The organism is Neochlamydia sp. AcF84 (assembly GCF_011087585.1).
Classification (GTDB): domain Bacteria; phylum Chlamydiota; class Chlamydiia; order Chlamydiales; family Parachlamydiaceae; genus Neochlamydia.
On record NZ_VJOT01000063.1, the window covers coordinates 1 to 22698 of the forward strand.

19 protein-coding genes and 2 tRNA genes are annotated in these 22698 nt (G+C 38.4%); 14 read left to right on the forward strand and 7 right to left on the reverse strand.

Annotation, left to right across the window (positions count from 1 at the left end):
• Positions 1 to 471: 471 nt before the first annotated feature.
• From NEOC84_RS07220 to NEOC84_RS07250, 7 genes are all read left to right on the forward strand, one after another.
• Positions 472 to 840 carry a DUF423 domain-containing protein gene (locus NEOC84_RS07220; RefSeq protein WP_166157345.1) on the forward strand — a complete coding sequence of 123 codons (369 nt, stop codon included), beginning with the start codon at positions 472 to 474 and terminating at the stop codon, positions 838 to 840.
• Between the two features lie 32 nt (positions 841 to 872).
• On the forward strand, positions 873 to 2039 hold the full coding sequence (locus NEOC84_RS07225) for a class I SAM-dependent rRNA methyltransferase (RefSeq protein ID WP_166157348.1): 1167 nt from the start codon (positions 873 to 875) through the stop codon (positions 2037 to 2039).
• 413 nt (positions 2040 to 2452) lie between these two features.
• Positions 2453 to 3523 (forward strand): AI-2E family transporter, encoded by a 1071-nt coding sequence (locus NEOC84_RS07230; RefSeq protein WP_242678228.1) that lies wholly within the window; start codon positions 2453 to 2455, stop codon positions 3521 to 3523.
• 135 nt (positions 3524 to 3658) lie between these two features.
• Entirely contained in the window at positions 3659 to 4168 is a 510-nt protein-coding gene (locus tag NEOC84_RS07235) for a BON domain-containing protein (RefSeq protein ID WP_166157354.1), read from the forward strand.
• A 73-nt stretch (positions 4169 to 4241) separates the two neighbouring features.
• Positions 4242 to 4676, forward strand: a complete 435-nt coding sequence (locus tag NEOC84_RS07240) for a DUF948 domain-containing protein (RefSeq protein WP_166157357.1) — start codon at positions 4242 to 4244, stop codon at positions 4674 to 4676.
• Between the two features lie 2 nt (positions 4677 to 4678).
• Positions 4679 to 5281, forward strand: coding sequence for a YtxH domain-containing protein (locus tag NEOC84_RS07245; RefSeq protein ID WP_166157360.1), 603 nt, complete (start codon positions 4679 to 4681; stop codon positions 5279 to 5281).
• Between the two features lie 3 nt (positions 5282 to 5284).
• The gene (locus NEOC84_RS07250) at positions 5285 to 5731 is read left to right on the forward strand and encodes a YtxH domain-containing protein (RefSeq protein ID WP_166157363.1); all 447 of its coding nucleotides are present in this window, start codon (positions 5285 to 5287) and stop codon (positions 5729 to 5731) included.
• Between the two features lie 57 nt (positions 5732 to 5788).
• On the opposite strand, the gene acs is transcribed toward NEOC84_RS07250, so the two are convergent.
• Complete coding sequence (gene acs / locus NEOC84_RS07255) at positions 5789 to 7771, reverse strand: acetate--CoA ligase (protein ID WP_166157366.1); 1983 nt, start codon at positions 7769 to 7771, stop codon at positions 5789 to 5791.
• Between the two features lie 218 nt (positions 7772 to 7989).
• Between acs and NEOC84_RS07260 the strand changes: the two genes are divergently transcribed.
• On the forward strand, positions 7990 to 10026 hold the full coding sequence (locus NEOC84_RS07260; protein WP_166157369.1) for a leucine-rich repeat domain-containing protein: 2037 nt from the start codon (positions 7990 to 7992) through the stop codon (positions 10024 to 10026).
• A gap of 312 nt (positions 10027 to 10338) precedes the next feature.
• Here NEOC84_RS07260 and NEOC84_RS07265 read toward each other — a convergent pair whose 3' ends face one another.
• The 4 genes from NEOC84_RS07265 to NEOC84_RS07280 all read right to left on the reverse strand — a co-directional run bounded on the left by NEOC84_RS07265 (position 10339) and on the right by NEOC84_RS07280 (position 13582).
• Positions 10339 to 10833, reverse strand: coding sequence for a peptidylprolyl isomerase (locus tag NEOC84_RS07265; protein WP_166157492.1), 495 nt, complete (start codon positions 10831 to 10833; stop codon positions 10339 to 10341).
• 46 nt (positions 10834 to 10879) lie between these two features.
• Positions 10880 to 12298: an ABC transporter ATP-binding protein gene (locus NEOC84_RS07270; RefSeq protein ID WP_166157372.1), complete on the reverse strand. Its 1419-nt coding sequence runs from the start codon at positions 12296 to 12298 to the stop codon at positions 10880 to 10882.
• Between the two features lie 231 nt (positions 12299 to 12529).
• The gene (locus tag NEOC84_RS07275; RefSeq protein WP_166157375.1) at positions 12530 to 12859 is read right to left on the reverse strand and encodes a TMEM14 family protein; all 330 of its coding nucleotides are present in this window, start codon (positions 12857 to 12859) and stop codon (positions 12530 to 12532) included.
• 6 nt (positions 12860 to 12865) lie between these two features.
• Positions 12866 to 13582 carry a dienelactone hydrolase family protein gene (locus NEOC84_RS07280; protein ID WP_166157378.1) on the reverse strand — a complete coding sequence of 239 codons (717 nt, stop codon included), beginning with the start codon at positions 13580 to 13582 and terminating at the stop codon, positions 12866 to 12868.
• 615 nt (positions 13583 to 14197) lie between these two features.
• On the opposite strand from NEOC84_RS07280, the gene NEOC84_RS07285 reads away from it, so the two are divergent.
• Together NEOC84_RS07285 and NEOC84_RS07290 are read left to right on the forward strand one after the other, a co-directional pair.
• Positions 14198 to 14554 (forward strand): hypothetical protein, encoded by a 357-nt coding sequence (locus NEOC84_RS07285; RefSeq protein WP_278248319.1) that lies wholly within the window; start codon positions 14198 to 14200, stop codon positions 14552 to 14554.
• A gap of 359 nt (positions 14555 to 14913) precedes the next feature.
• Positions 14914 to 17148 (forward strand): Tex family protein, encoded by a 2235-nt coding sequence (locus tag NEOC84_RS07290; RefSeq protein WP_166157385.1) that lies wholly within the window; start codon positions 14914 to 14916, stop codon positions 17146 to 17148.
• Positions 17149 to 17431: 283 nt separating this feature from the next.
• Here NEOC84_RS07290 and NEOC84_RS07295 read toward each other — a convergent pair whose 3' ends face one another.
• Positions 17432 to 17641 carry a hypothetical protein gene (locus tag NEOC84_RS07295; protein ID WP_166157388.1) on the reverse strand — a complete coding sequence of 70 codons (210 nt, stop codon included), beginning with the start codon at positions 17639 to 17641 and terminating at the stop codon, positions 17432 to 17434.
• 199 nt (positions 17642 to 17840) lie between these two features.
• The gene (locus NEOC84_RS07300; protein WP_166157391.1) at positions 17841 to 18101 is read right to left on the reverse strand and encodes a hypothetical protein; all 261 of its coding nucleotides are present in this window, start codon (positions 18099 to 18101) and stop codon (positions 17841 to 17843) included.
• A gap of 288 nt (positions 18102 to 18389) precedes the next feature.
• On the opposite strand from NEOC84_RS07300, the gene NEOC84_RS07305 reads away from it, so the two are divergent.
• The 4 genes from NEOC84_RS07305 to NEOC84_RS07320 all read left to right on the forward strand — a co-directional run bounded on the left by NEOC84_RS07305 (position 18390) and on the right by NEOC84_RS07320 (position 22622).
• Positions 18390 to 19685 (forward strand): 3-deoxy-D-manno-octulosonic acid transferase, encoded by a 1296-nt coding sequence (locus tag NEOC84_RS07305; RefSeq protein ID WP_166157394.1) that lies wholly within the window; start codon positions 18390 to 18392, stop codon positions 19683 to 19685.
• A 96-nt stretch (positions 19686 to 19781) separates the two neighbouring features.
• A tRNA-Met gene (locus NEOC84_RS07310) sits at positions 19782 to 19854 on the forward strand.
• A gap of 6 nt (positions 19855 to 19860) precedes the next feature.
• Positions 19861 to 19933 (forward strand) — tRNA-Met (locus NEOC84_RS07315).
• A 541-nt stretch (positions 19934 to 20474) separates the two neighbouring features.
• On the forward strand, positions 20475 to 22622 hold the full coding sequence (locus NEOC84_RS07320) for a leucine-rich repeat domain-containing protein (RefSeq protein ID WP_166157397.1): 2148 nt from the start codon (positions 20475 to 20477) through the stop codon (positions 22620 to 22622).
• Positions 22623 to 22698 lie beyond the last annotated feature (76 nt).

The following is a 22698-nucleotide window of genomic DNA, read 5'->3' on the forward strand; positions in this document are numbered from 1 at the left end:
TACTTTTTTAGCTTACCATTAAAAGGAAATTTATATTTTTTCTTTTTAAAATTGATGCAATGATGGAGTTTTTTAGGGTAAATCAGGTTGGACTATTTATTCAAAGTTTGTTCTAAAATTTTAAGTGCTTTGCTGGTACTACTCAAATAGGCTCTGTAGGTGTAGCCTGGAAAGGGAAGTAAAGCTTGGAAGCTAACCCTTTTCTTATAAATAGCGCGCAGGCTTCAAAGAACTTTTTTTCGAGGCTAGACGTTCACTCCCTCTACAAGTTTCATTATCTTTATTCAAACTACGCAGGATTGCTACTGCTCAGTAAAAAAATATTGGGACGTTTTTAATGGGCACTATCAAAATATATCCCTTAAAAGATGTTTAAGGGGCTTTTAGCAGAAATAAAAGCTAAGTTGAAAATTCATTTTGATATTTAGTAGCCATCCAAGCTAAGCTCTTCTTTTTTGGAGCCTTTATAATATGGCCTTTTCTTCTTTATTCTTTTCTATAGGTGCATTTTTTGCAATGACTGCAGTCATTTTAGGTGCTTTTGGGGCTCATGCGTTAAAGCAGAAAATTTCTAAAGAAAGGTTGGTTACTTTTGAAGTAGGTGTTCGTTATCAAATGTACCATGCTTTAGGATTAATTTTATTAGCTTTAGAGCCTCAGCATCTTTCCGGGATTTTACTACAAACGGCTGGTTGGTTATTTACGGTCGGCATTATTGTATTTTCGGGAAGTTTGTATTATATGGCTTTATCTGGCAATGCATTCGCAGGGCGGATAACTCCGCTTGGCGGCCTGATTTGGATTATAGCCTGGCTTTGTGTCTGTTTTGCACCTTTTTAGAAGTTAATCTTCTCTCCTTAGTAGTTTAATTTATGCTTGTTAAGAAAGTTACGTTGAAAGTCGGTAAAGAAAAAGCTATTTTGAATCGCCATCCCTGGATTTTTTCAGGAGCTGTCGCTCATCTGCCTCAAAATTTGTGTGGAGAGATTCTTCCTGTTTATTCCCATCAGGGGGATTTACTAGGCAGTGCTTATTTCAATTCAAAAGCAAAAATTTTTGGGCGGATGCTCTCTTTTGGAAGCCAACCTCCCTTAGAAGCTTTTAAAAATAACTTAGAATTAGCTACCGCTTTGCGCATCAAGTTTTTCTCTCCAGACACCACGGCTTATCGTTTAATCAATGGTGAAGGGGATTTTCTACCAGGACTCATCGTCGATCGGTATGAGAAGGGATTTGTGGTGCAGATCTCGACTTTAGGAATGGAAAATCTGAAGCCTTACTTATTGGATTATCTTATAGAGACTTTTCAACCCACGTTTATCTATGAAAAATCTCTACTGCCTTCTCGAAAAGAAGAAGGGCTGAAAGCCACAGAGCAGTTGCTGTATGGAAAATTAGAAGAAGAAGTAAGCATTCGCGAGAATGGAATAAAGTTTTTAGTAAATCCTGTGCAAGGGCAAAAAACAGGCTTTTTTTTAGATCATCGTGAGATGCGTGCTCAAGTGAAGAATTTGTCCAAAGATAAACGTATTTTAAATTGTTTTGCCTATACGGGTGGATTTAGTCTCTATGCAGCTGCCGGCGGAGCTAAACAAGTAGATTCTGTCGATATTTCTAAGGTAGCTTTGCACCTTGCCCAAAAGAATGCAGAGTTAAATGATGTTACTTCTTGCATGCACTTTTATCCTAAAGACGTTTTTCAATTCTTAAGGGAATCCTCTTTAGACTACAATTTGATTATCTTAGATCCCCCCGCCTTTGCAAAACATCGCAAAGATATTATTCCGGCTTGTAGAGGGTATAAAGATATCAATCGCATAGCCTTGCAAAAAATGCCTTCTCAAAGCTTATTGTTAACATCATCCTGTTCTTATTATGTTAACGAACAACTCTTTCAAAAAGTTGTTTTTCAAGCGGCAGTTGAAGCCCGGCGCCAAGTGCGTATTATTGGCAGACACCGCTTAGGGATCGATCATCCTCTTAATATTTATCATCCAGAAGGAGATTATTTAAAAAGCCTGTGGTTATATGTGGAATAAAGCTTATCTAGCCAATATAAAAGCTTTAAAGGAGAGCTAACAAGCGGCAGTCAGGTTATGCTGTATTAGCTATCTATTTAATTTAAATGTTAGAGAATGAGCATCCTTATAGTTTCATAGGATCAACGGCTTTTTTTATGCAATCCTGGCCTCAAAAGCGTTTGTATAGAGCTAGAAATAATTAATTTTTGGGGATTAAAACCGGGAAAGTTTCTTCAAACTTTGTTTCCTTCATGCTAAATGGTATTTAGAGGGCTTTAAGAGGCGAACTTTTAAGAGTTTTCCTAGAAGAGTTTTTAAAGCATAAGTAATTCTACTCTTGCTGGGATATCCAGCAATGTAGATAATGAGACCATAAGAAAAATTACTTCTATTAATCCGCACTGCAATCAGACAGGACAGAAGAATTGACCATGTGGTATAATCAAAAATTTTTCAGTAATGCTCTATCGAGTTTGGTGATCCTGTTAACATTATTTATAGGTTTTCAGCTTTTCCCTTTCTTTAAATTAGTTTTTCAGTTTGTTACCACCCTTTTGCTGCCTATAATCATTGCTGGCTTATTTTATTATATCTTCCGCCCTGTTGTAAGATATCTTGACCAAACTAAAATCCCTCGTTATTTGGTTATCATTTTTATTTACTTGTTCATGATAATAGCCGGTAGCCTATTGATTAGTATCGTATGGCCTTACATTGAGGGACAAATCACGGCTTTCAGATCTTTTCCTCAACAAAAGCTTAAAGAAGTAGAAAATAAAACTGTCGACTTGATGAATGTGTTTAATTTTTATTCTCTTTCTCCTGAGCAATTAAGGAATTTATTTTACCATTATCTTCGAGAAATAACGCAATGGGCTAGCGGGGGAATCATGAGCAGTATAAGCTCTTTAACCACGGTCGCCTCTTATTTCATTATCACTCCTTTTATTTTGTATTATTTTTTAAAAGATGATCAGCATGCTTCTGAGAAATTTATAAGCCATGTTCCTATTATTTATAAAAAAAGAGTCTCAAAAGCGCTAAATGATATAGATGAAATATTATCTAGCTATATTAGTGGGCAGGTAATCATTGCTTTTATCGTGGGTGTTTTAGTTTTTATCGGTTATACAGGAATTGGATTAGATTATGCATTTTTACTTGCTATAATCGCAGGTCTTTTTAATTTAATTCCTTTTTTTGGAACGCTTATTTCGACATTACCTGCTCTACTTGTAGGATTAACATCCACTCCTTTCATGGGCTTAAAAGTGCTAGCAATTGTTTTGATGGTCCATTTAATAGATTTAAACTTAATTTCGCCACGGATAGTAGGAAAGCGCCTGAATATCCATCCTATTACAATTATTATCCTTTTAGCTACAAGTGCTTCATTGTTTGGATTTTGGAGCCTTTTTTTTATTGTGCCTCTCTATGCTATCCTCAAAACGCTGAGTTTAGACCTTTGGGAAAGAAATATAGCCGAAAAAGTGGCTGATTAGCTTAAATGAATGGATATCATCCATTTATGTATGCTTTTAAATAATATTTGCAAAAGAGCTGTATATTTTTTAACATTTAATATACAGATCAAATTAAACATGAATGTCAATCTAAATAAATCAAGGAGAACCTCGATGAAAAATCTTTTCAAATTGTCTTTAGCTACTATGACTGTTCTAGCTGGCGCTTCTATGCTGCATGCGCAAGCTGTAACTTCACAGGAGGGGCTTTCTAACCTAGAAAAATCCTCTTACCTTAACTCTGCTCCTTCCCAAACAGAAATAAAAAATTCTTCTGGGAATGCAGGTGTTGTTCAAACTCCAGGACCTTCTGCTGCCCAAACTTATACACAACCATCAAATCTTCCAAGACACTCCGATGCAAAGATTAGTTATAGCGAAACTAAAAAAACTGCTGCTTGGACAGATGGAGATATTTCCCAAAAAATTCGTTGGGCGATTAAAGATGATAAAAAACTTTCTTCCTATGCTAAAACTGCAGAAGTTAGTGTAAATAATGGGAATGTGATTATAGCAGGCTCTGTAAATAGCGAAGATGAGAAAAATCATGTCGCTTCAATAGCTCGTCAAGTTCCTGGCGTGAAAAGTGTTTCAAATAACCTTGTAATTGCAAATAGCAAATAATGAGGGATAGGCTGCTAGGGAAAGTTATGCTTGAACTAGCAGCATTTTTTCCAAAGAAATCAAGGAATAATAAATGGATAGTCATGTGATTTACATAGTTTGTGCCGTGTCAGCTACACTAATATTTAGTATTATAGCTTTTTTCTTAGTTAAAGCTCTTAAAGCCGTGCTCGAATCCGTTCAACATGTTAATTCCAGCCTATTTCGAATGGAAAATAAAATCGAGCCCCTTGTTCAAGAAACTTTACGACTTTTAGAAAACTCTAATAAGATTGTAATAACAACGCAAGATAAGCTCTCTGACTTAAATCCTATTTTAGATTCTATCAACCATGTGAGCGCAGCAGTCAATAAAGTCACTCAATCATTTAATGACAATGAAGATGAAAACCCATGTAATTTTTATCACGTTGAGAAAAAAAATGATTGGAATGAAATTGTAGGTGATTTGATAAAATTATCTACAATAGGAGTCAAAACCTGGCAAAAAATAAAAAAAGGGAGATAATTATGGTTAAAGTTAAGCCCCGCAATAAAAAGCCCTTAACCCCTCCAGAACCTTCTACAAATGAGCAAGTCTCTAACATTGCTTTAGGAGCTGCCGCAGGATGCCTTATAGGTGCTGCTGCTGCTTTATTTTTTGCTCCCAAGCCTAAGGGCCATAAGTTTACAAGAGCGCTTGATTCCATGTACGATCAAGTCAGTGATACAGCTCAAGAGTATGCTCATGAAGCTATGGAAAAAGGGCATAAAATTTATGACGATGCAAAAGATTCAATCGATCATATTTGCCATGCTGCTTCCAATGCTTTTTCTAGCTATAGTACCAATAGAAATATTGTTCTTGGCATTATTGGCGCAGGCTTGATCGGAGCCTCAGCCGTATATGCTTTATCCCAACACTCTTCAGAAGAGGAAGAAGGGCTGGTAGATAAAATAAAAGCCTGCAATTGGTTAGATGTAGCCAAATTTGTTGCCGACAAATTTTCTAGTAAAAGCCAGGAAGAAGATGATTCAGAAGAGAATGAAGGGCACTATCACCCTGTTCACCGAATGATGGATTGGGCAATGACCGGCCTTAATATCTGGCAGGAGATGAAAAAAAGGAGGTAGCTTGTGCGTAATACCCCGGGCCTAGTTTTAGGTGCTTTAGTGGGCGTAGGGCTTGCTAGTGTATGTGCTCTTCTCCCTTTTCGACAGCAAGGAAAGAAAAAACTTAATTATCCAAAAAAAGAGGGGAATATAAAAGGAAAGCCTGAGGCTAAAGAAGCCTCTTTAGATAAAGTTTTTCCTTTTATAGCAGTAGCTAGCCCCTCCCCAGTTAAGACCTTTGCTGAAGGAGCAATGATAGGCTTAGTGCTAGGTGTTAGCTGTGCTGTGCTGTTAACACCCCAAAGTGGTAGGCAGCTGCGTGAAGAGCTAAGGAATAAATATCAGCGTATGCTAACTAAAAAGCCTGATTTTGTACTTCCTTCTGAGCTCACCCCAGCGCCTCCAAAGCGAGCTAAAAAAGTAAGTAAAGTGGTAGAAAATAAAAAGAAAAAGCGTTCTTCATCTCACTGAATAAGTAAGAAGTAAAGCATAAAGTTAAAGAATATTTAGCTTTATGCTTTACCTTTTCTAGGTGCTTTTCAATAAAAATTCAAGTACTGAGGGATCAGCTAAAGTGCTTATATCTCCCAATGCATCTACATTACCTTCTACCACTTTTCTTAAGATTCGACGCATAATTTTGCCGGAGCGCGTTTTAGGTAAAGCATCAATAAATCGAATGTAGTCAGGAACAGCAATAGGGCCAATCTCTTGGCGTACATGCTGGGCTAGTTCTTTCTTTAAGTCCGAATGGCTCTCTATATTATCTTTAAGGATGACAAAGGCATATAAGCACTGTCCTTTGACCTCATCAGGCTTAGGGACCACAGCAGCTTCCGCTACAGCTGGATGGCTCACTAAAGAACTTTCAACTTCTGCTGTACCCATACGATGCCCAGATACATTTACTACATCATCAATTCTTCCTAAGAGCCAATAATCGCCCCCCTCGTCTATCGAACAACCATCCCCACTGAAATAGACATTTTGAAAAGTTTTAAAGTAAGTATTAATAAATTGTTGATGATCTCCCCAAGTAGTTCGCATCATTCCTGGCCATGGCTGCCGAATACATAAACATCCTCCTTCATCAACCTCGCAAGGAGTTCCATCATCACGTAAAATAATGGGATCGATACCGAAGAAAGGTTTGGAAGCGCTTCCAGGCTTCGTTTCATGACAACCCGGTAGAGGAGAGATCATAATGCCTCCCGTTTCTGTTTGCCACCATGTATCTACTATGGGACAATTTTCTTGTCCAATATTTTCATGATACCACATCCATGCTTCTGGATTAATAGGTTCTCCTACAGTACCTAAGAGCCTTAAGCAACTAAGGTCATAACCTTCCAGATAAGATTTCCCATAACGAATTAAAGCTCTAATGACTGTCGGAGCGGTATAAAAGATATTTACCTGAAATTTTTCAATAATTTGCCAAAACCGCCCTGGATGAGGGTAATAAGGAGTACCTTCAAACATAAGCGTGGTAGCCCCATTGGCCAAAGGACCATACAATACATAACTATGACCTGTAATCCATCCTAAATCTGCAGAGCACCAATAAACATCCGAATCTTTAATATCAAAAATATATTTATGGGTTAAAGAAGCATAAAGCAAATAACCGGCTTGAGTATGAACAACCCCTTTGGGCTTGCCAGTGGAGCCTGAGGTATAGAGAATAAACAACGGATCTTCAGCATTCATCGGCTCTGCAGGGCAAAATTGAGAGGCATTTTCCATTTCCTCTTCATACCAAATGTCACGCCCTGCTTGCATTGAACAAGGCTCAGGAACTCTTTGAACTATAATTACCTTTTCCACAGAGGGAGTGGAGGCCAGGGCTTCATCGGCAATGGATTTTAAGTAGATTGGCTTGCCTCCACGCAGGCTAGCATTTGCAGTTACTAGCAATTTACAAGAGCAATCATTCATGCGATGGCTCAGGGCTTCAGCACTAAAGCCTCCAAAAACTACCGAGTGAATAGCACCTATACGAGCACAAGCTAGTACGGCGACCGCGATTTCAGGAATCATCGGCAGATAAATGCATACTCGATCGCCTTTATTAACACCCCATTTCTTAAGCACATTTGCAAAACGGCAGACTTGGATATGCAATGTTTGATAATCCCAAGTTATTGTTTCCTCTTCATCATCACCTTGCCAGATGATCGCAGGCTTCAGCTTTCGATGCCCTTCTAAGTGCCTGTCTAAGCAATTATAGCAAAGATTGAGGATGCCATCTTCAAACCAAGTATGATGAATAAGATTATTGTTGGATTCCCAGATATAGCGGACAGCAGTAGTAGGCGTTTTAAACCAATCCAAGGTATTTGCTTGTTCAAGCCAAAATTCATTAGGGTGTTGAATCGATTTTTGATACATTGCTGTATATTGAGATAAATCGTTCATATGCGCCTGATTCACAAATGAGTGAGGGGGAGCAAATTTGCGTTTATCATGACAAAAAGTCTCTACGGGGGCCAATGTTTTGTTATTATGCATATAGTGTCCTAAAATATTAAGGTTGTAAATATACCAAAAGAGCTACCAAGCGAGAAGTAATTTTTTATCATCTATGCATATCCCAGGCTTATTTTATTAATAATAAGTTTAAAGGCTAAGAATTTGTCTCTAAAATTCTTTTTACAATTTCGATTGTTCGTGTATATAATCTCCTAAAAAATGACTGAAAATATGAATAATTTAAAGAAGGACATCGAATGAATCTTAGCTCTTCTATCAACATTGAGCATTTACCTAATGAAGTGCTCACCTCCATTTTAGAGTATTGTCCTACGCCTACCTTAATTAGGGTTTCTACTAGATGGCGCCATTTGCTAGTTACTGAAGTCATGCCTTCTCTTTATAAGCAAATAGGTAAAGTACATGTTCCTCATGGGAATGATAGCGAACAGGCTTTTATTATAGATAGGATTTATAAGCTAGAAAGTGGACTTCCTGAAATAGCAAGGGTTAATGCAATCTTTAAGCAAATCTTTACTTTAGCTAGTTTTCTCTCGCCGTTAGAATTAGAATTTAAATGGAAAACCGAGGAAAAGAGATATTTTACCCTAGCTAACTACTCTTCTTATCTTGTAAATATTAATCGCCTCTTAATTTGGAAAGAAATTCCTGGTGGAAAGGAATACTTAGACCAAGAAGAAATCAAGTATTTGCCTTTAGCAAAAAAAGGAGAGCTTTTTGGAGATTGGATTGAAAGGCATGGCAAAGTTATTACGAGCTTAAATTTAACAGAAATTGGTTTGACCTTCTTACCTGCCGAGATAAGTCAGCTATCTCAGCTGCAAACGCTTAACTTAGGAAATAACCGGCTTGCTTGCCTTCCCGCTGAGATAGGGCAGCTTTCTCAGCTGCAAGGACTTGACTTAAGCAGCAATCAACTTATCTCTCTTCTTGCTGAGATAAGGCAATTATCGCAGCTAGAAGAGCTTTACTTAGATGATAACCAGCTTGCTTGCCTTCCCGAGGAGATAGGGCAGCTATCACATCTGCAAGGACTTGGCTTAAGCAACAACCAGATAGCTTTCCTTCCTGCAGAAATAAGGCAGCTATCTCAGCTACAATACCTTAACTTAAAAAATAACCAACTTACTTCTCTTCCCCTAGAAATAGGACAGCTGCCTCAGCTGCAAACGCTTGGCTTAGAAAATAACCAACTTACTTTCATCCCTGCCGAGATAGGGCAGCTATCTCAGCTGCAGACGCTTAACTTAAAAAATAACCAACTTACTTCTCTTCCCGTAGAAATAGGACAGCTGTCTCAACTGCAAACGCTTGGTTTAGAAAATAACCAACTTACTTCTCTTCTCTCAGAAATAGGACAGCTGTCTCAACTTCAAGGGCTTTACTTGCAGAGCAATCAACTTACTTTCATCCCTGCAGAAATAGGGCAGTTACCTCAGCTGAAATATCTTAACTTAAACAATAACCAACTTACTTTTCTTTCCCTAGAAATAGGACAGCTTTCTCAGCTGCAATACCTTAACTTGAATAATAACCAGCTTACCTCCCTTCCAGCTGAGATGGGTCAACTTTCTCAGCTGCAAACCCTTAGCTTAGAAAGCAACCAACTTACTTTCCTTCCCGCGGAGATAGGACAGCTTTCTCAGCTGCAAGAACTTGACTTAAGCAACAACCAACTTATCTCCCTCCCTGTAGAGATAGGGCAGCTATCTCAGCTGCAAGAACTTAACTTAAGCAATAACCAGCATATCTCTGTTCCTGCAGAGATAGGGCAATTATCGCAGCTGGAAGTGCTTTGCTTAAATGATAGCCATCTTGCTTGCTTTCCCGCGGAGATAAGGCAGCTTTCTCAGCTACAAGGACTTGACTTAAGCAGCAATCAACTTATAACCCTTCCTGCAGAGATATGGTACCTCTCTCATCTGCAAGGACTTGACTTAAGCAGCAACCAGCTAACCTTCCTTCCAAACGAGATAAGGCAGCTTTCTCAGCTGCGAGGGCTTTACTTACAGAACAATCACCTCACTTTCATCCCTGCAGAGATAGGGCAGTTACCTCGGCTGCAATGGCTTGACTTAAGCAATAACCAGCTTACTTTCCTTCCCGCAGAGATAGGGCAGCTATCGCAGCTGGAAGAGCTTAACTTAAATAATAACCAGCTTAGCTCCTTTCCTGCTGAGATAGGACAGCTACCAGCTCTACAAAAGCTTCAGGTGAAAGAAAATCTGCTGGAAAATATTCCAGATGAAATAACGCAACGTTTTCGCTTGTAGCTGAAAAGGCTTGGGTATTCATCAGTTAACACATTTCAGCGAAGGAACAAATCCTATGCTTAAACGATTCTAAGATTATAAAAAACCTTTCGGCTTATCAAAAGGCATTGATATTTTTTCTGCTACTTGCCATTAAATTAGGCTTTCTTAGTTTGCTTTTATTCATACACAGGGTACCATGAAAAGATCTAAATATGCATAAAACTTAAAAGTAGCATATAGAGTAAAGGAAAAAGCGTTAGCTTTTCCCTTTATTTCCTCTTGGAAGTATACTTAGATCTTAAGGTAGAAATATTTGTTAGCAGGAAGGGATTAAATTGCTTGCGTAGCAGATAAGATTTCGACCGTTTCTAAAGGCACATCACGGTGAGGTCCTTTAGAACCAGTTTTGACTTTACCTATCTTGTCGACCACTTCTAGCCCTTCTATGACTTGACCAAATACGCAATAACCATACTCATGAGCAGCGGGACTTCTAAAATTAAGAAAATCATTATCTACCAGATTGATAAAGAATTGAGAGGAAGCGCTATGAATTTCATTAGTCCGCGCCATAGCTATAGAACCTCGAATATTTTTTAAGCCATTATGAGCTTCATTTTTAATCGAAGCTTTTGTAGGTTTTTGATCAAATTCTTGATTAAAACCTCCTCCTTGGATCATAAAACCGTCAATAACCCGATGGAATATTGTCTGATTAAAATGGCCGCTTTCTACATAATCTACAAAGTTTTTCACACTAAGAGGGGCTTTTTCTGGATAAAGCTCTAGTTTAATATTTCCCATAGAGGTAGTAAGTAATACGATAGGATTTTTTTTTGCATTCATTATTAAGTCCTTATATTAGTTATGGTTAACGGTGTCGAACTTCGATCACGCACTTTTTTTCTGCCAACAGATCAATGAGTCCTGATAAAATTTCTTGATTTCCTTTATCAAGATTAGCATCCCACTCATCCAAAAGTAAAACCTCTACATCCACTTTATCGGCAATTTCCTGCAGTCGCTTACGTAAAGATTCTCCGGTTGAGTGCTTATTAGTTTCAGAGGTAAAGGATAATTGATTGTGAGTAGGAAGAAGAAAGGCTTTGCTTGCCAATGCATCTTTTATGAGCATAAGCGCAGTTGATTTGCCACAGCCATTTTCACCGCGCAAGGTTAGGCGGCCTTTACGCTGGGTCAAACGCATAAGATTACTATGTGATTCAATAGAAGGGGAAGAGCTTATCGACATAGAATTATAGTCTGGTATTGTTGAATGATGGTTAGCGCTAATTTTAGACCAATTAACTTTCTTTTCAAGAGAGGAAGGAGAATCTTTAGATGCTTGTATAGATCGATAAATAGCTGTAAGCTTGCTGCGATGCATTCCCCATCGAAAAGCTAAAGACAAGGTTTGATAAGTGTAGGAAAGGATTTGGAAAAGAAGAGGAAGGATAACTACAAAGGCAGAAAGTTTAACAGGATCGTGGGCATGTTGAATAGCTGAGTAAATAACTACTCCTAGAGAAGGAATAGAAGTTATTAAAGCAACAAATATAGCCAAAACTTGATCAAATCTTTCCAGATCGATGTTACGTTGTAAACATCGTTTCAAACGTTGCGAAGTTTTTTCGTCCCAAAGCTTAAAATTGTAGCCATTGCCTAATAAAACATTATCCCAGGCTGCCAATAATTGTTGCGAAAGATCTACGCGGGCTGTTAAAGCTTTTCTAGTAAGTTGACGTTGAGTGCGGCGTTGTCCTTTCATAATAGCAATGACACATAGTACAGACAAGCTATAAGCCAAAGCAAAAAGGGGCTCAACGACGATGGAAAGGGCCAAAATGTTTAATATTACACTTAGTACATAACCTGAGAGCTCCCAAACATAATCGATCAAATCTTGAAGAGCTGAAGGGCCCTCAGAAGTTAATATAGATAGCTTTTCTTCTTTAATGGCTTTATTATTCCATTCTCCAATATTATTTCTGTTAGAGGTAACAAACGCGTGAATAAAATGACGCTGAGCTTCTTGCTTCCAATGAGTTTTGACTACTAGGGCAATGCAGCCAGGAATGTAGGGGAGTGCTAAAGAGGTTAAGTAAAGCAGCATGTAAGGTAAAAAATTTTGGTGGGAGGCAATAGTTTCTACCAATTTGACAAGCCAGAGGGTAGAAGAAGCTTCGAGAATTTGCTGAAAGGTTAAAATTCCCATGCAGGTTAATCCCCAGCGATTGAGCAGTAAACCCATGATTTGTTTACGAACTTTTAAAGAAGTGGGATCAAACATCTGTTTTTAACCTTTAAGGTCATATTAAAAAGAGAGCAAATTATGCCTTATCTAGAATAAATAATTAAAGACTATCTATACAATCTAGGAAATTTTAACGTTAGATATTGAGAGTCAAAAGCATAAAGGTGATTTAATGAGGGGACTCAATAAGATTAATCTTATCTAATAGCGTCTGGAACCGGCCGGATTTATAGGGTATAAATTCTTGCTAGCCTATAGCTTAAAACATTAAATTAATCTAGCTTTCTTTTTGCCTTTAGCAAGAATAAATATAAGAGAGCTGGCGCTCAGGATGATCATTAGGCCTGCTGGCATAAACTTGGTTGTAATAGCATAACGATAAGTAAAAAATAAAGTTAATAATAGGTGTACGAATACTACTAATGTATAAGCTAACATACTTTTTCTAAACATTCCTATAGCACCCATCAATAATAAAATGGCTGATAAGGTTGCTGCAATCAAGGAAGGATAGCTATGGGCCTGTGTAAATCCCATCATTCCTCCTGACATAATGATTAAAGCGTAGGTAATGGTTATCCATGCAGACAATTTCATCTTTTTCTATCTCCCTAATGTTTCCTGAAAAAAGTTCTTCATCGCTAGCCATGCTCGCGCGCTGGCCTTTTCGTTATATATTAAACCTTTCTTTTTATCGTTCACTTTTGGATTAGTAAAGGCATGGGATGTCATACCATAAATATCCATTTGCCAATCCACACGAGCATCATTAAGCTCTTTTTGAAGATAGTGAATCTCTTGGGGAGGACATAAGGGATCTTCATAGCCATGTAAAAGTAGAATAGAACCTTTAATATTTTTAGCAATGGGAAAAAATTTCACACCTGCATAATTAATTACAGCATGAAAGCTTACCACGCTTTTTACCGGCACTCCACTTCGTAACAGCTCGATGACTGCTAGTCCACCAAAACAAAATCCAATCGCGCCCACTCGTGTGCCGTCTACTCCTGGTTGCTTAAGTAGAGTTTCAAATGCCGCGCTAGTTCTTGCTTGCAAAAGCTTACGATCTAGATAAAGGGGTTTGATTAAGGAAGCTGCTTCTTCATCACAAGTTGCATTCTTTCGGTGGCCAAACATATCGATGGCTAAAGCAATATAGCCAAGTTCAGCTAGTTCATGGGCTTTTTTGCGTGCAAAGTCGTCCTGGCCATACCATGCATGGGCAATAAGAACGGCAGGTTGAGGAGGATGTATTACTTTAGGATTGACAAGGTAACCCTCGCAGCAGAGGTCGTCAGCTCGATAGGAGACATTCATTTCTTTCCTAATGTTTTTTTTGAATGTGTTAAAGTCTAAATTACTCGATTGTCTAATTTCTTAATATAAAAAACAGCTTTTTTTAAGCATTCTTCTTCTAATTACAAGAATTTTATGTTTAGTGGATAAGGTAGCGATGGATACTCTTTAAAAGCCCTGCAAGAAGACTTTGAGCATTATGAATGCCAACTCAAGAAATGGTAAGAGAGCCTACTCGTTAACAAGAATAATAAAAAAATTGACTTTTAAGGGAAGAGTAATAAGCAGAACGAGAGGGAAGAGAAATATCTTTGCTAACTATAACCTAACATTTAGCCGCTCTAGCGTACCTCTTAAAAAAACATAGCAAACGTAAAAGCCCTTAATAACAAAACTGACAAGACTTAGGGTCCTTAGGAATAAGAAGAGGGGATAAAGGTTTTTACCCAAAAAATTCTTTTACAATCCCGTAGTTGTTCAAACTGTTGCTCTGAGTAAGGTAAATATGATATAAGTTCGGGGAATAAATAATTAAAGCGCTTGTTTATAATGGAAGAGAATAGGAATAGATTAAGTATATACGTTCCGCCAGGAGGCCCTCCCAGCGTTACACCTAGCCATGAGATTTATCATTTAATGGGGGAACATAACATTTTCAAAATGCTAGAAGACTTTTACTTGGAGCTAGACAAAAGTGCTATTCGAAAGATGTTCCCGGCAGACATGAAAGAAGCTTCAAAAAAATCAGGCGCATTTTTTGTATTTCTTTGTGGGGGCCCACCATTATACCAGCAACGCTTTGGCGCTCCTATGATGCGTAAAAGGCATCTAACTTTTTCCATTGATGAATCAGCCCGCCAAATATGGTTAAGTTGTTTCCACAAGATTTTAGAAAGCGCGGATAAAAAATATAATTTTCCAATGCAACATATGGCAGGATTTTTGAATTTTTTGGATAAATTTTCAAGTTGGATGGTTAATATAAAAGCTTAATATTCGCATGGCTTAATATAATTTTTTTATCCTATTTTCTTTGTCTATAAAAAGCAGTTGTTAGAAAAGAAAGAGCAAAATGTTTGTTTTTTTTCAATGGCTTAAATTTAGCTTTTAGCTGTATTCTGAATAGGTTTTTCTAGTTTGTGCTTTTTTTATTCTATAAAGCAGCAAATATCTTAAATATAAGAGAAACCTAGGAATTGTTGGGCCCACGGAAATGAGCCGTTTTTGATAAAAGCAAAAAGCTAAAGAAAAGCAAGCTATAAGTTCTTATAGATGAAGGAAAAATAAATGGATAGCAGTCTAAAAAATATCACAATTTTTGCGCTTTTTGATAGAGGCATCAACACAGGTAAATGGGTATAGCAATAAATGTTTTTAATTTTTTGGTAGCGGAACTTGCCCTACCAGCAGAAAGTATACAAGCGGTCATTAAGCTGTTAACTGAAGGGAATACTATTCCTTTTATTTCTAGATATAGAAAAGAGGTAACTGGAAATTTAGATGAAGTGCAAATTCGAGCTATTCAAGAGCGATACAATTATTTACTCGAACTGGAAGAGCGAAAAAAATCCATAATAGAATCTGTAGAGCTACAAGGCAAGATGACAGATTCTTTAAAAATTCAGATTCAGAATTGTTTTTCTAAAGCTATCTTGGAAGACCTTTATTTACCTTATAAGCTTAAAAAACGTACTAAAGCTGCTTTAGCTAAAGAAAAAGGTTTAGAGCCTTTTGCTTTACGTATCATGGAGCAACCTATAGCAGGACATCCATTGGAGGAGGCTACGGCTTATATCGATGCTAAAAAAGGGGTAAGCAGTATTGAAGAGGTTTTAGCAGGCGCTTTGGATATTGTGGCCGATAGTATAGCAACAACTCCTAAAGTAAGAGCTTATGTACGCGAGTGCTTTGAAAACGAAGGTGTAGTTGTTTCTAGAGTTGTTGAAGGTAAAGAGAGCGCCGCCAGCAAGTATGAAGTTTATTATGCTTTTCAAGAAAAAGTTTCTAAAATTCCTTCCCATCGCTATTTAGCGATTCGTCGCGGCGAAAAAGAAGAAATATTAAATTTTCATATAGAAGTGCCTGAGGAAAATCTACAAAATACCATCAAATCTATCATAAAATATAACTCTCGGTCCCCTTTTGCCGAACTCTTAGAAAAGGGTGCGATACAAGCTTTTAAACGCTATCTCTTGCCGAGTGTAGAGACCGAAATTAAAGTACAGCTTAAAATGCAATCAGATCGCACTGCCATAGAGGTTTTTGCCGAAAATTTGCGCCATCGATTATTAGATGCTCCCTTAGGCCCTCAAGTTGTGATTGGAATTGATCCGGGCTTTCGTACAGGATGTAAATGCGTAGTGATTGATAAGACTGGCAAATTTATTGATTATAAGACCATTTATCCTTTTCAATCTACGACCGCTAAGGAACAAGCACGAGAAATTCTCCTGCAAATGATTAACACTTATCCACCTTATGCGATAGGTGTAGGAAATGGTACGGCAGGTCGAGAAACAGAAGCTTTTGTACAAGAGGTGCTTACCAAAGGCAATTTATCGAAAATTATCTTGCTTGCAGTGAATGAGGCAGGCGCTAGTGTATACAGCGCCTCTGATATCGCACGAGAAGAATTTCCTGAGCTTGATGTAACTATACGGGGGGCTATTTCTATAGCAAGAAGGCTGCAAGACCCTCTTGCTGAGCTAGTCAAAGTTGATCCTCAAGCTATCGGTGTAGGGCAGTATCAGCATGATGTAAATCAACCCTTGCTTAAAGATAAATTGCACGAAGTTGTAGAAAGTTGTGTAAACCATGTGGGAGTAGAGCTAAATACCGCTAGTGCAGCCTTATTAAGTTATGTGGCTGGCATTGGACCCCAAATGGCTTTGAAAATTGTCAAACATCGCGAAGCACAAGGGCCCTTTAAAGGACGTAAAGACCTCAAAAACGTTCCTGGATTTGGGGCTCGTACTTTTGAGCAGTCTGCTGGTTTTTTGCGTGTTCGAGCAGGAGAGCATCCTTTAGATGGTTCAGCTGTGCACCCTGAGCGTTATGAAGTAGTAGAGCATATTGCCAAAGATATAGGTGTGCCCTTAAATGCTTTAATAGGAAATGAAAACTATATTCATAAAATTGAGATCAAGCGTTATATTTCAGGATCTCTTGGGGAGCCTACGCTTAAAGATATCATAGCTGAGTTGCAGAAGCCCGGGCGTGATCCGCGCGAAACCTTTGAGAAATTGCAATTTCGTCATGATGTTAAAACTATTCAAGATCTTAAAAATGGCATGATTTTAGAAGGGATAGTCACGAATGTTGCTGCCTTTGGTGTGTTTATAGATATAGGTGTGCATCAGGATGGATTTATACATATTTCTGAGCTAGCTGATCGATATGTTAGAGATCCTTCAGAAGTAGTGCATGTTGGCAAGCGCCTTAAAGTTCGAGTATTAGCGGTTGAAGTGGACCGGAAGCGTATTTCTTTAACTGCTCGTACGGGAGAAGCTAATAGAACTAAAAAAGAAAAAGAACCTGTGAAGAAGGAAAAGAAAAGCTTTAGTTCCAATCCTTTCGCTAATCTATAAATTTAAGTTGTGGACGCTCGTTTATTAAGAAATTAAGAAGGTTTTGTCACTTATCCTAAAGCACCCCCCTTTATTAAAAGGGTTTGATTGCTAGCACCTGCGCTGGGCACTAAAATATGTAAAACGCAATTCTTGGATGATTAAATAAAAACTTAAGCGCTAGTGTAATTTAGTGGTTGTCCTCTTGATAAGAAGGGGTTAAATTTTTTTGCCTTTTTGCTGCTTACTTATAAGCATAACGCTGACTGAAGATGGGTGTAAACAAAAGTGTTGGCAATCTTTTTTAAGCAGCAGCTTTGTAGGAATTCCAGTAAGCTTCCCAATAACCATTTAATCTGCCTATTCTTAAGCTCAGCATCGCGTTAGCATTTTCTGTCTTCCACCAAGTTCCTGCTATTTTCAGCCTCTTTTGCACTACATGCCTATGACTACTCTCTATTTCGCCTGAACCAATTGGTAAGCCTTTATCTAAAGCGCTTTTATAATTCATCATATTCAGTAATGCTCCTTCATCTTTTCTCCTACTTTTCCAAAAGCAATATCTGCTCCAAAGTCGGTTATTGCTCGCTCTAATGGTAAGGAATACCCTCTGCATCTAACCTTGGAAGAAAAGGAAAAGGGTCTAATCAATTTTCCTGCTTGTAGGAAGCATCTCTCTTCCATACCTACTATCCCAAAAGTTGTATGCCAACTTAGTTTTTTTTGGAATGCTGTCTTAATTTCATTTCCTGAGCCTTGGCTTCTTGTTCATTTGCTTGTTGCCTTGCCCAATCCTCAAGGCATTTTTTCCCTAAACCCCTAACTTCGGGAATAAGAGCAAATTCAGCATCATCCGCCACTTCAATCCCTTTAACTCCTTCGGTAATATCTAATAAATCTTTAATGGATTCTAATAGATCGGGATGCTCCTTTAAGCGATTAAATACTTTATTAACTTCTTCTTCGTTAAGCATATGCAACCTCCTTTTGCTACGCTTTCAGTATGTATTAATCCTTCCTTATCTTGCCAACACTTTTAATTACACCCACTGAAGATCTTTTTGATTAGCTAAACTACCTTAAAGAATTTGTTGTGGCAGAGGTAGAGGCTAAATTAAAAGATAGTCTTTTTTATCTGAGTGGGTAAAGCTTCTTGTGCATTTTGCTCTGAATCCTGCTTCTACCCATCTTCTTGCGATTTTCTCCTTCATCCTTTAATCCTAATTGATTAAGATACATTTAAAATTTATAATTAGGATATTATGATTCTATCTTTCTTATATGACTCCATGTTGTGTCTCTTAGCCCTACTTTCCCTACCTAAAGTGTGCTATGATTATTTCATCAAAAAAAAGTACCAACAAAGCTTAGCAAGAAGATTGGGATTTAATTTTCCCTTAATAACAAAAGGGGAGCGTAAGTTGGTATGGGTCCATGCTGTCTCGGTAGGTGAAGCTAAGGCCGCTACCTCACTGGTTAAAACCCTGAGGACGCAGCTTCATGATCCTGTTATTGTCATTTCAAGTGTCACTGAGGCAGGACATGCTGAAGCTAAGCGAAGTATTCCTCAAGCCGATTATCATGTCTATTTGCCGGTTGATCTTGTTTTTATTATCCGTCCTATTATGAAAAGAGCTGCTCCTGATTTGGTCATCTTAGTGGAAACAGATTTTTGGTATAATTTTCTTAAAGCTGCTAAAGGCTTAGGATCTTTAATTGTGGTAGTCAATGGTAAAATCTCCGAACGTTCTTTTCATCGTTTTTTGAAAATTCCTTATTTCACTCATAAGCTCTTTTCGTTTGTCGAGTTATTTTGTCTGCAAAGCAAGCATTACTACGAACGTTTTAAAGCTCTTGGCGTAGATCCGCATAAAATGCAGATTACAGGTAATTTGAAATTTGATGATGAATATCCTCGTTTCACAGCTGAGCAACATGCCGCTTGGAAAAAACAATTTCAAATTGAGGAGAAAAATCAAATCGTCGTGTTAGGTTCCTCGCATGAACCAGAAGAAAAGATGATATTGGAACAGATGAAAATAGTGTGGGAAGAACTGCCTCATGTAAAGTTGATCATCGTACCACGACATCCCGAGCGATTTAACGAGGTGGCTAGGCTTTTGGAGAAAGAGTTTATCCCTTACGTGCGTTTTAGCCAGATCGATCAATCTGTTAATAATGCTAAAGTCATCTTGATCGATGCGATGGGATTATTGCGCAAATGCTATCAACTTGCTGATTTAGCTATTGTGGCAGGGAGCTATACTGCAAGGGTAGGTGGGCATAATATCTTAGAGCCTTCTTGGTATGGCGTTCCCGTCATTTATGGACCTTATATGCATTCACAACCTGAGCTGGTAGAATTAATGGAGGATTATAAAGCGGGCCGTCAAGTAGACATTAATCATCTCAGCGACGAAATGATGGTACTACTAAAGGATTCTCAATTAAGGAAATCTATAGGAGCCAATGGTGTACGTATGTTTAAAGATATCAAAGGGGCTACTCAAAAAACCTGGAATTTTATTGAGCCTCTTATCAAAAAAGATGCCTTCTGAAAGCTTAAGAAAGGCTTTTCCATTATTTGTGCAATTTATTTGCTAAAGCCTTGCTTTAAAATAGCGATTTTGTTAAGCTTTCTATTTATTCAATGACGCGGGGTGGAGCAGGGGTTAGCTCGTTGGGCTCATAACCCAAAGGTCGGAGGTTCGAATCCTTCCCCCGCTATTTCATGGCGGTATAGCTCAGTCGGTAGAGCAACGGAATCATAATCCGTGTGTCGTCGGTTCAAATCCGGCTGCCGCTACATCATTTACATCTACCCCTCAGACTTTCTAAATTATATTATTCTTATTTAATTATACAGGCATGCAGCTCTAGCATAAGGCTTGGCTTATTTCCTCTATAAACCTCTCTTTTTCAAATTCTCTGACTTTTATAGAACGTACGAAACCAAATCAAGCTATCCTCCTTACCTATAAGCAATTTTAGGTAGCTAAGATACTATATAGGTCATTATAAAAGTATTTACGAAATAATACTTTTTAAAGAAACTACGTCTGCATAGCCAAAAAAATTAAACTTTTTCCAAGCTGGCTCTCTCTGTAAAGACAAGCTTTTTATTAAGTGTATGACTACATAAAGAGTGGCTCTAAAGGGTATTATTACAGTTTCCACAGAGGTCTAATGTAATCTGAATCCATAAAAGTACCAAAGGTTTTTTATCTTTATATTTAAAAACTAAGAATTTATTTCTATTATTATCTTGCATGTTTGGTGTTTTCTTTTGTATCTTTCTATTAAGCAGGGACTTAAGAATTTAGACAAATCTTAACCAAGGCTATAACATGCATACTAACGTTTCTATTGCTTTTGCGCACTTGCCTAATGAGGTGCTAACCTCTATTTTAGAATATTGCGCCACACCTTCCTTATCTAGTGTGTGTGGAAAATGGCAACACCTTTTAACTAGTGAGGTAATGCCCTCTATTTATAAGCAAATAGTTAAAGTTCACTTTCCTCAAGGAAATGTTAACGAGCATGCTCTTATCTTAGATAAAATTTATAAGTTAGAAGATGGACTTTTTCCCCTACAAAAAGTAAAGGCAATTTTTAAGCAAATCTTTACTCTAGCTAGCGCTCTTTCTCCTTTAGAATTTAAAGATAGCCTTGAGAGAATCAGATATTTCACATCAGCTAATTATCTCTCTTATCTGTTAAATATTAATCGTCTCCTATTATGGAAAGAATTACCTGGTGGAAAAGAATACTTAGAGCAAGAAGAAATCAAGAGTTTGCCCTTAGAAAAAAAAGGAGAGTCTTTTAAGGAGTGGATTGAAAGGTATGGAAAAGATCTTGAGATGATAGATTTACAAGAAATAAGCTTGACCTTTTTACCTCAAGAGATAGGGCAGCTTTCTTCTTTAAGATGGCTTCGGCTAGGTAACAACCAACTCACCGCTCTTTCAGCAGAGATAGGGCAGCTTTCTCAGCTTGAAAGTCTTTATTTAGATCACAACCAACTCACCGCTCTTCCAGCAGAGATAGGGCAGCTTTCTCAGCTGCAACAGCTTGACTTAGCCGACAACCAGCTAAAAACTCTTCCAGCAGAGATAGGGCAGCTTTCTCAGCTTAAAAGTCTTTATTTAGATCACAACCAGCTTACCGTTCTTCCAGCAGAGATAGGGCGGCTTTCTCAGCTAGAAATACTTAACTTAGATCACAACCAACTCACCTCTATTCCAGCAGAGATAAGGCAGCTTTCTCAGCTAGAAATACTTAACTTAAACAATAACCAACTTACCACTATTCATGCAGTGATCGGGCAGCTTTCCCAGCTGCAAACGCTTTACTTAGGGCACAACCAACTAACCTTCCTTCCTGCGGAGATAGGGCGGCTTTATCGGCTACAAACGCTTAACTTAGATTACAACCAACTCACCACTCTTCCTGCAGAAATTGGACAATTGTCTCAGCTGTGGAATCTTTACTTAAACCAAAACCAACTCACCAACCTTCCTGCAGAGATAAGACAGCTTTCTCAGCTACAAAGGCTTAGCTTAGATAACAACCAGCTCACCACTCTTTCTTCAGAAATAGGACAGCTATATCAGCTGCTGCATCTTTTCTTAAGCGTTAACCAACTAACATCTATTCCTGCGGAGATAGGGCGGCTTTATCGGCTACAAACGCTTAACTTAGATTACAACCAACTCACCACTCTTCCTGCAGAGATAAGGCAGCTTTCTCAGCTACAAAGGCTTAGCTTAGAGCACAACCAGCTTACCACTCTTCCAGCAGAGATAGGACAGCTTTCTTACTTAAGATGGCTTTTGCTAGGCAACAACCAACTTACCTCTCTTCCAGCAGAGATAGGGCAGCTTTCTCAGCTGCAACAGCTTGACTTAACCGGCAACCAGCTTACCGTTATTCCAGCACAGATAGGACAGCTTTCTCTGCTGCGAATGCTTAACTTAGAGCACAACCAGCTCACCTCTCTTCCAGCAGAGATAGGGCAGCTTTCTCAGCTGCAAGAGCTTGGCTTAGCCGACAACCAGCTTACCGCTCTTCCAACAGAGATAGGGCAGCTTTCTCAGCTGCAAGAGCTTGGCTTAGCCGACAACCAGCTTACCGCTCTTCCAACAGAGATAGGGCAGCTTTCTCAGCTGCTACAGCTTGACTTAACCGACAACCAGCTTACCGCTCTTCCAGCACAGATAGGGCGGCTTCCTCGGCTGCAAACGCTTAACTTAGAGCACAACCAACTCACCTCTATTCCAGTAGAGATAGGGCGGCTTTCTCAGCTAGAAATACTTAACTTAGAGCACAACCAACTCACCTCTATTCCAGTAGAGATAGGGCGGCTTTCTCAGCTAGAAATACTTAACTTAGATCACAACCAACTCACCTCTATTCCAGCAGAGATAAGGCAGCTTTCTCAGCTGCAACAGCTTGACCTAGCCGGCAACCAGCTCACCCCTTTCGTGCAGAGATAGACTTATTAACTGATCAATTAACTCTTGAGGTGATGAGAAATACGCTGAAAATCATTCTATCTTATAGTTGCTCAAA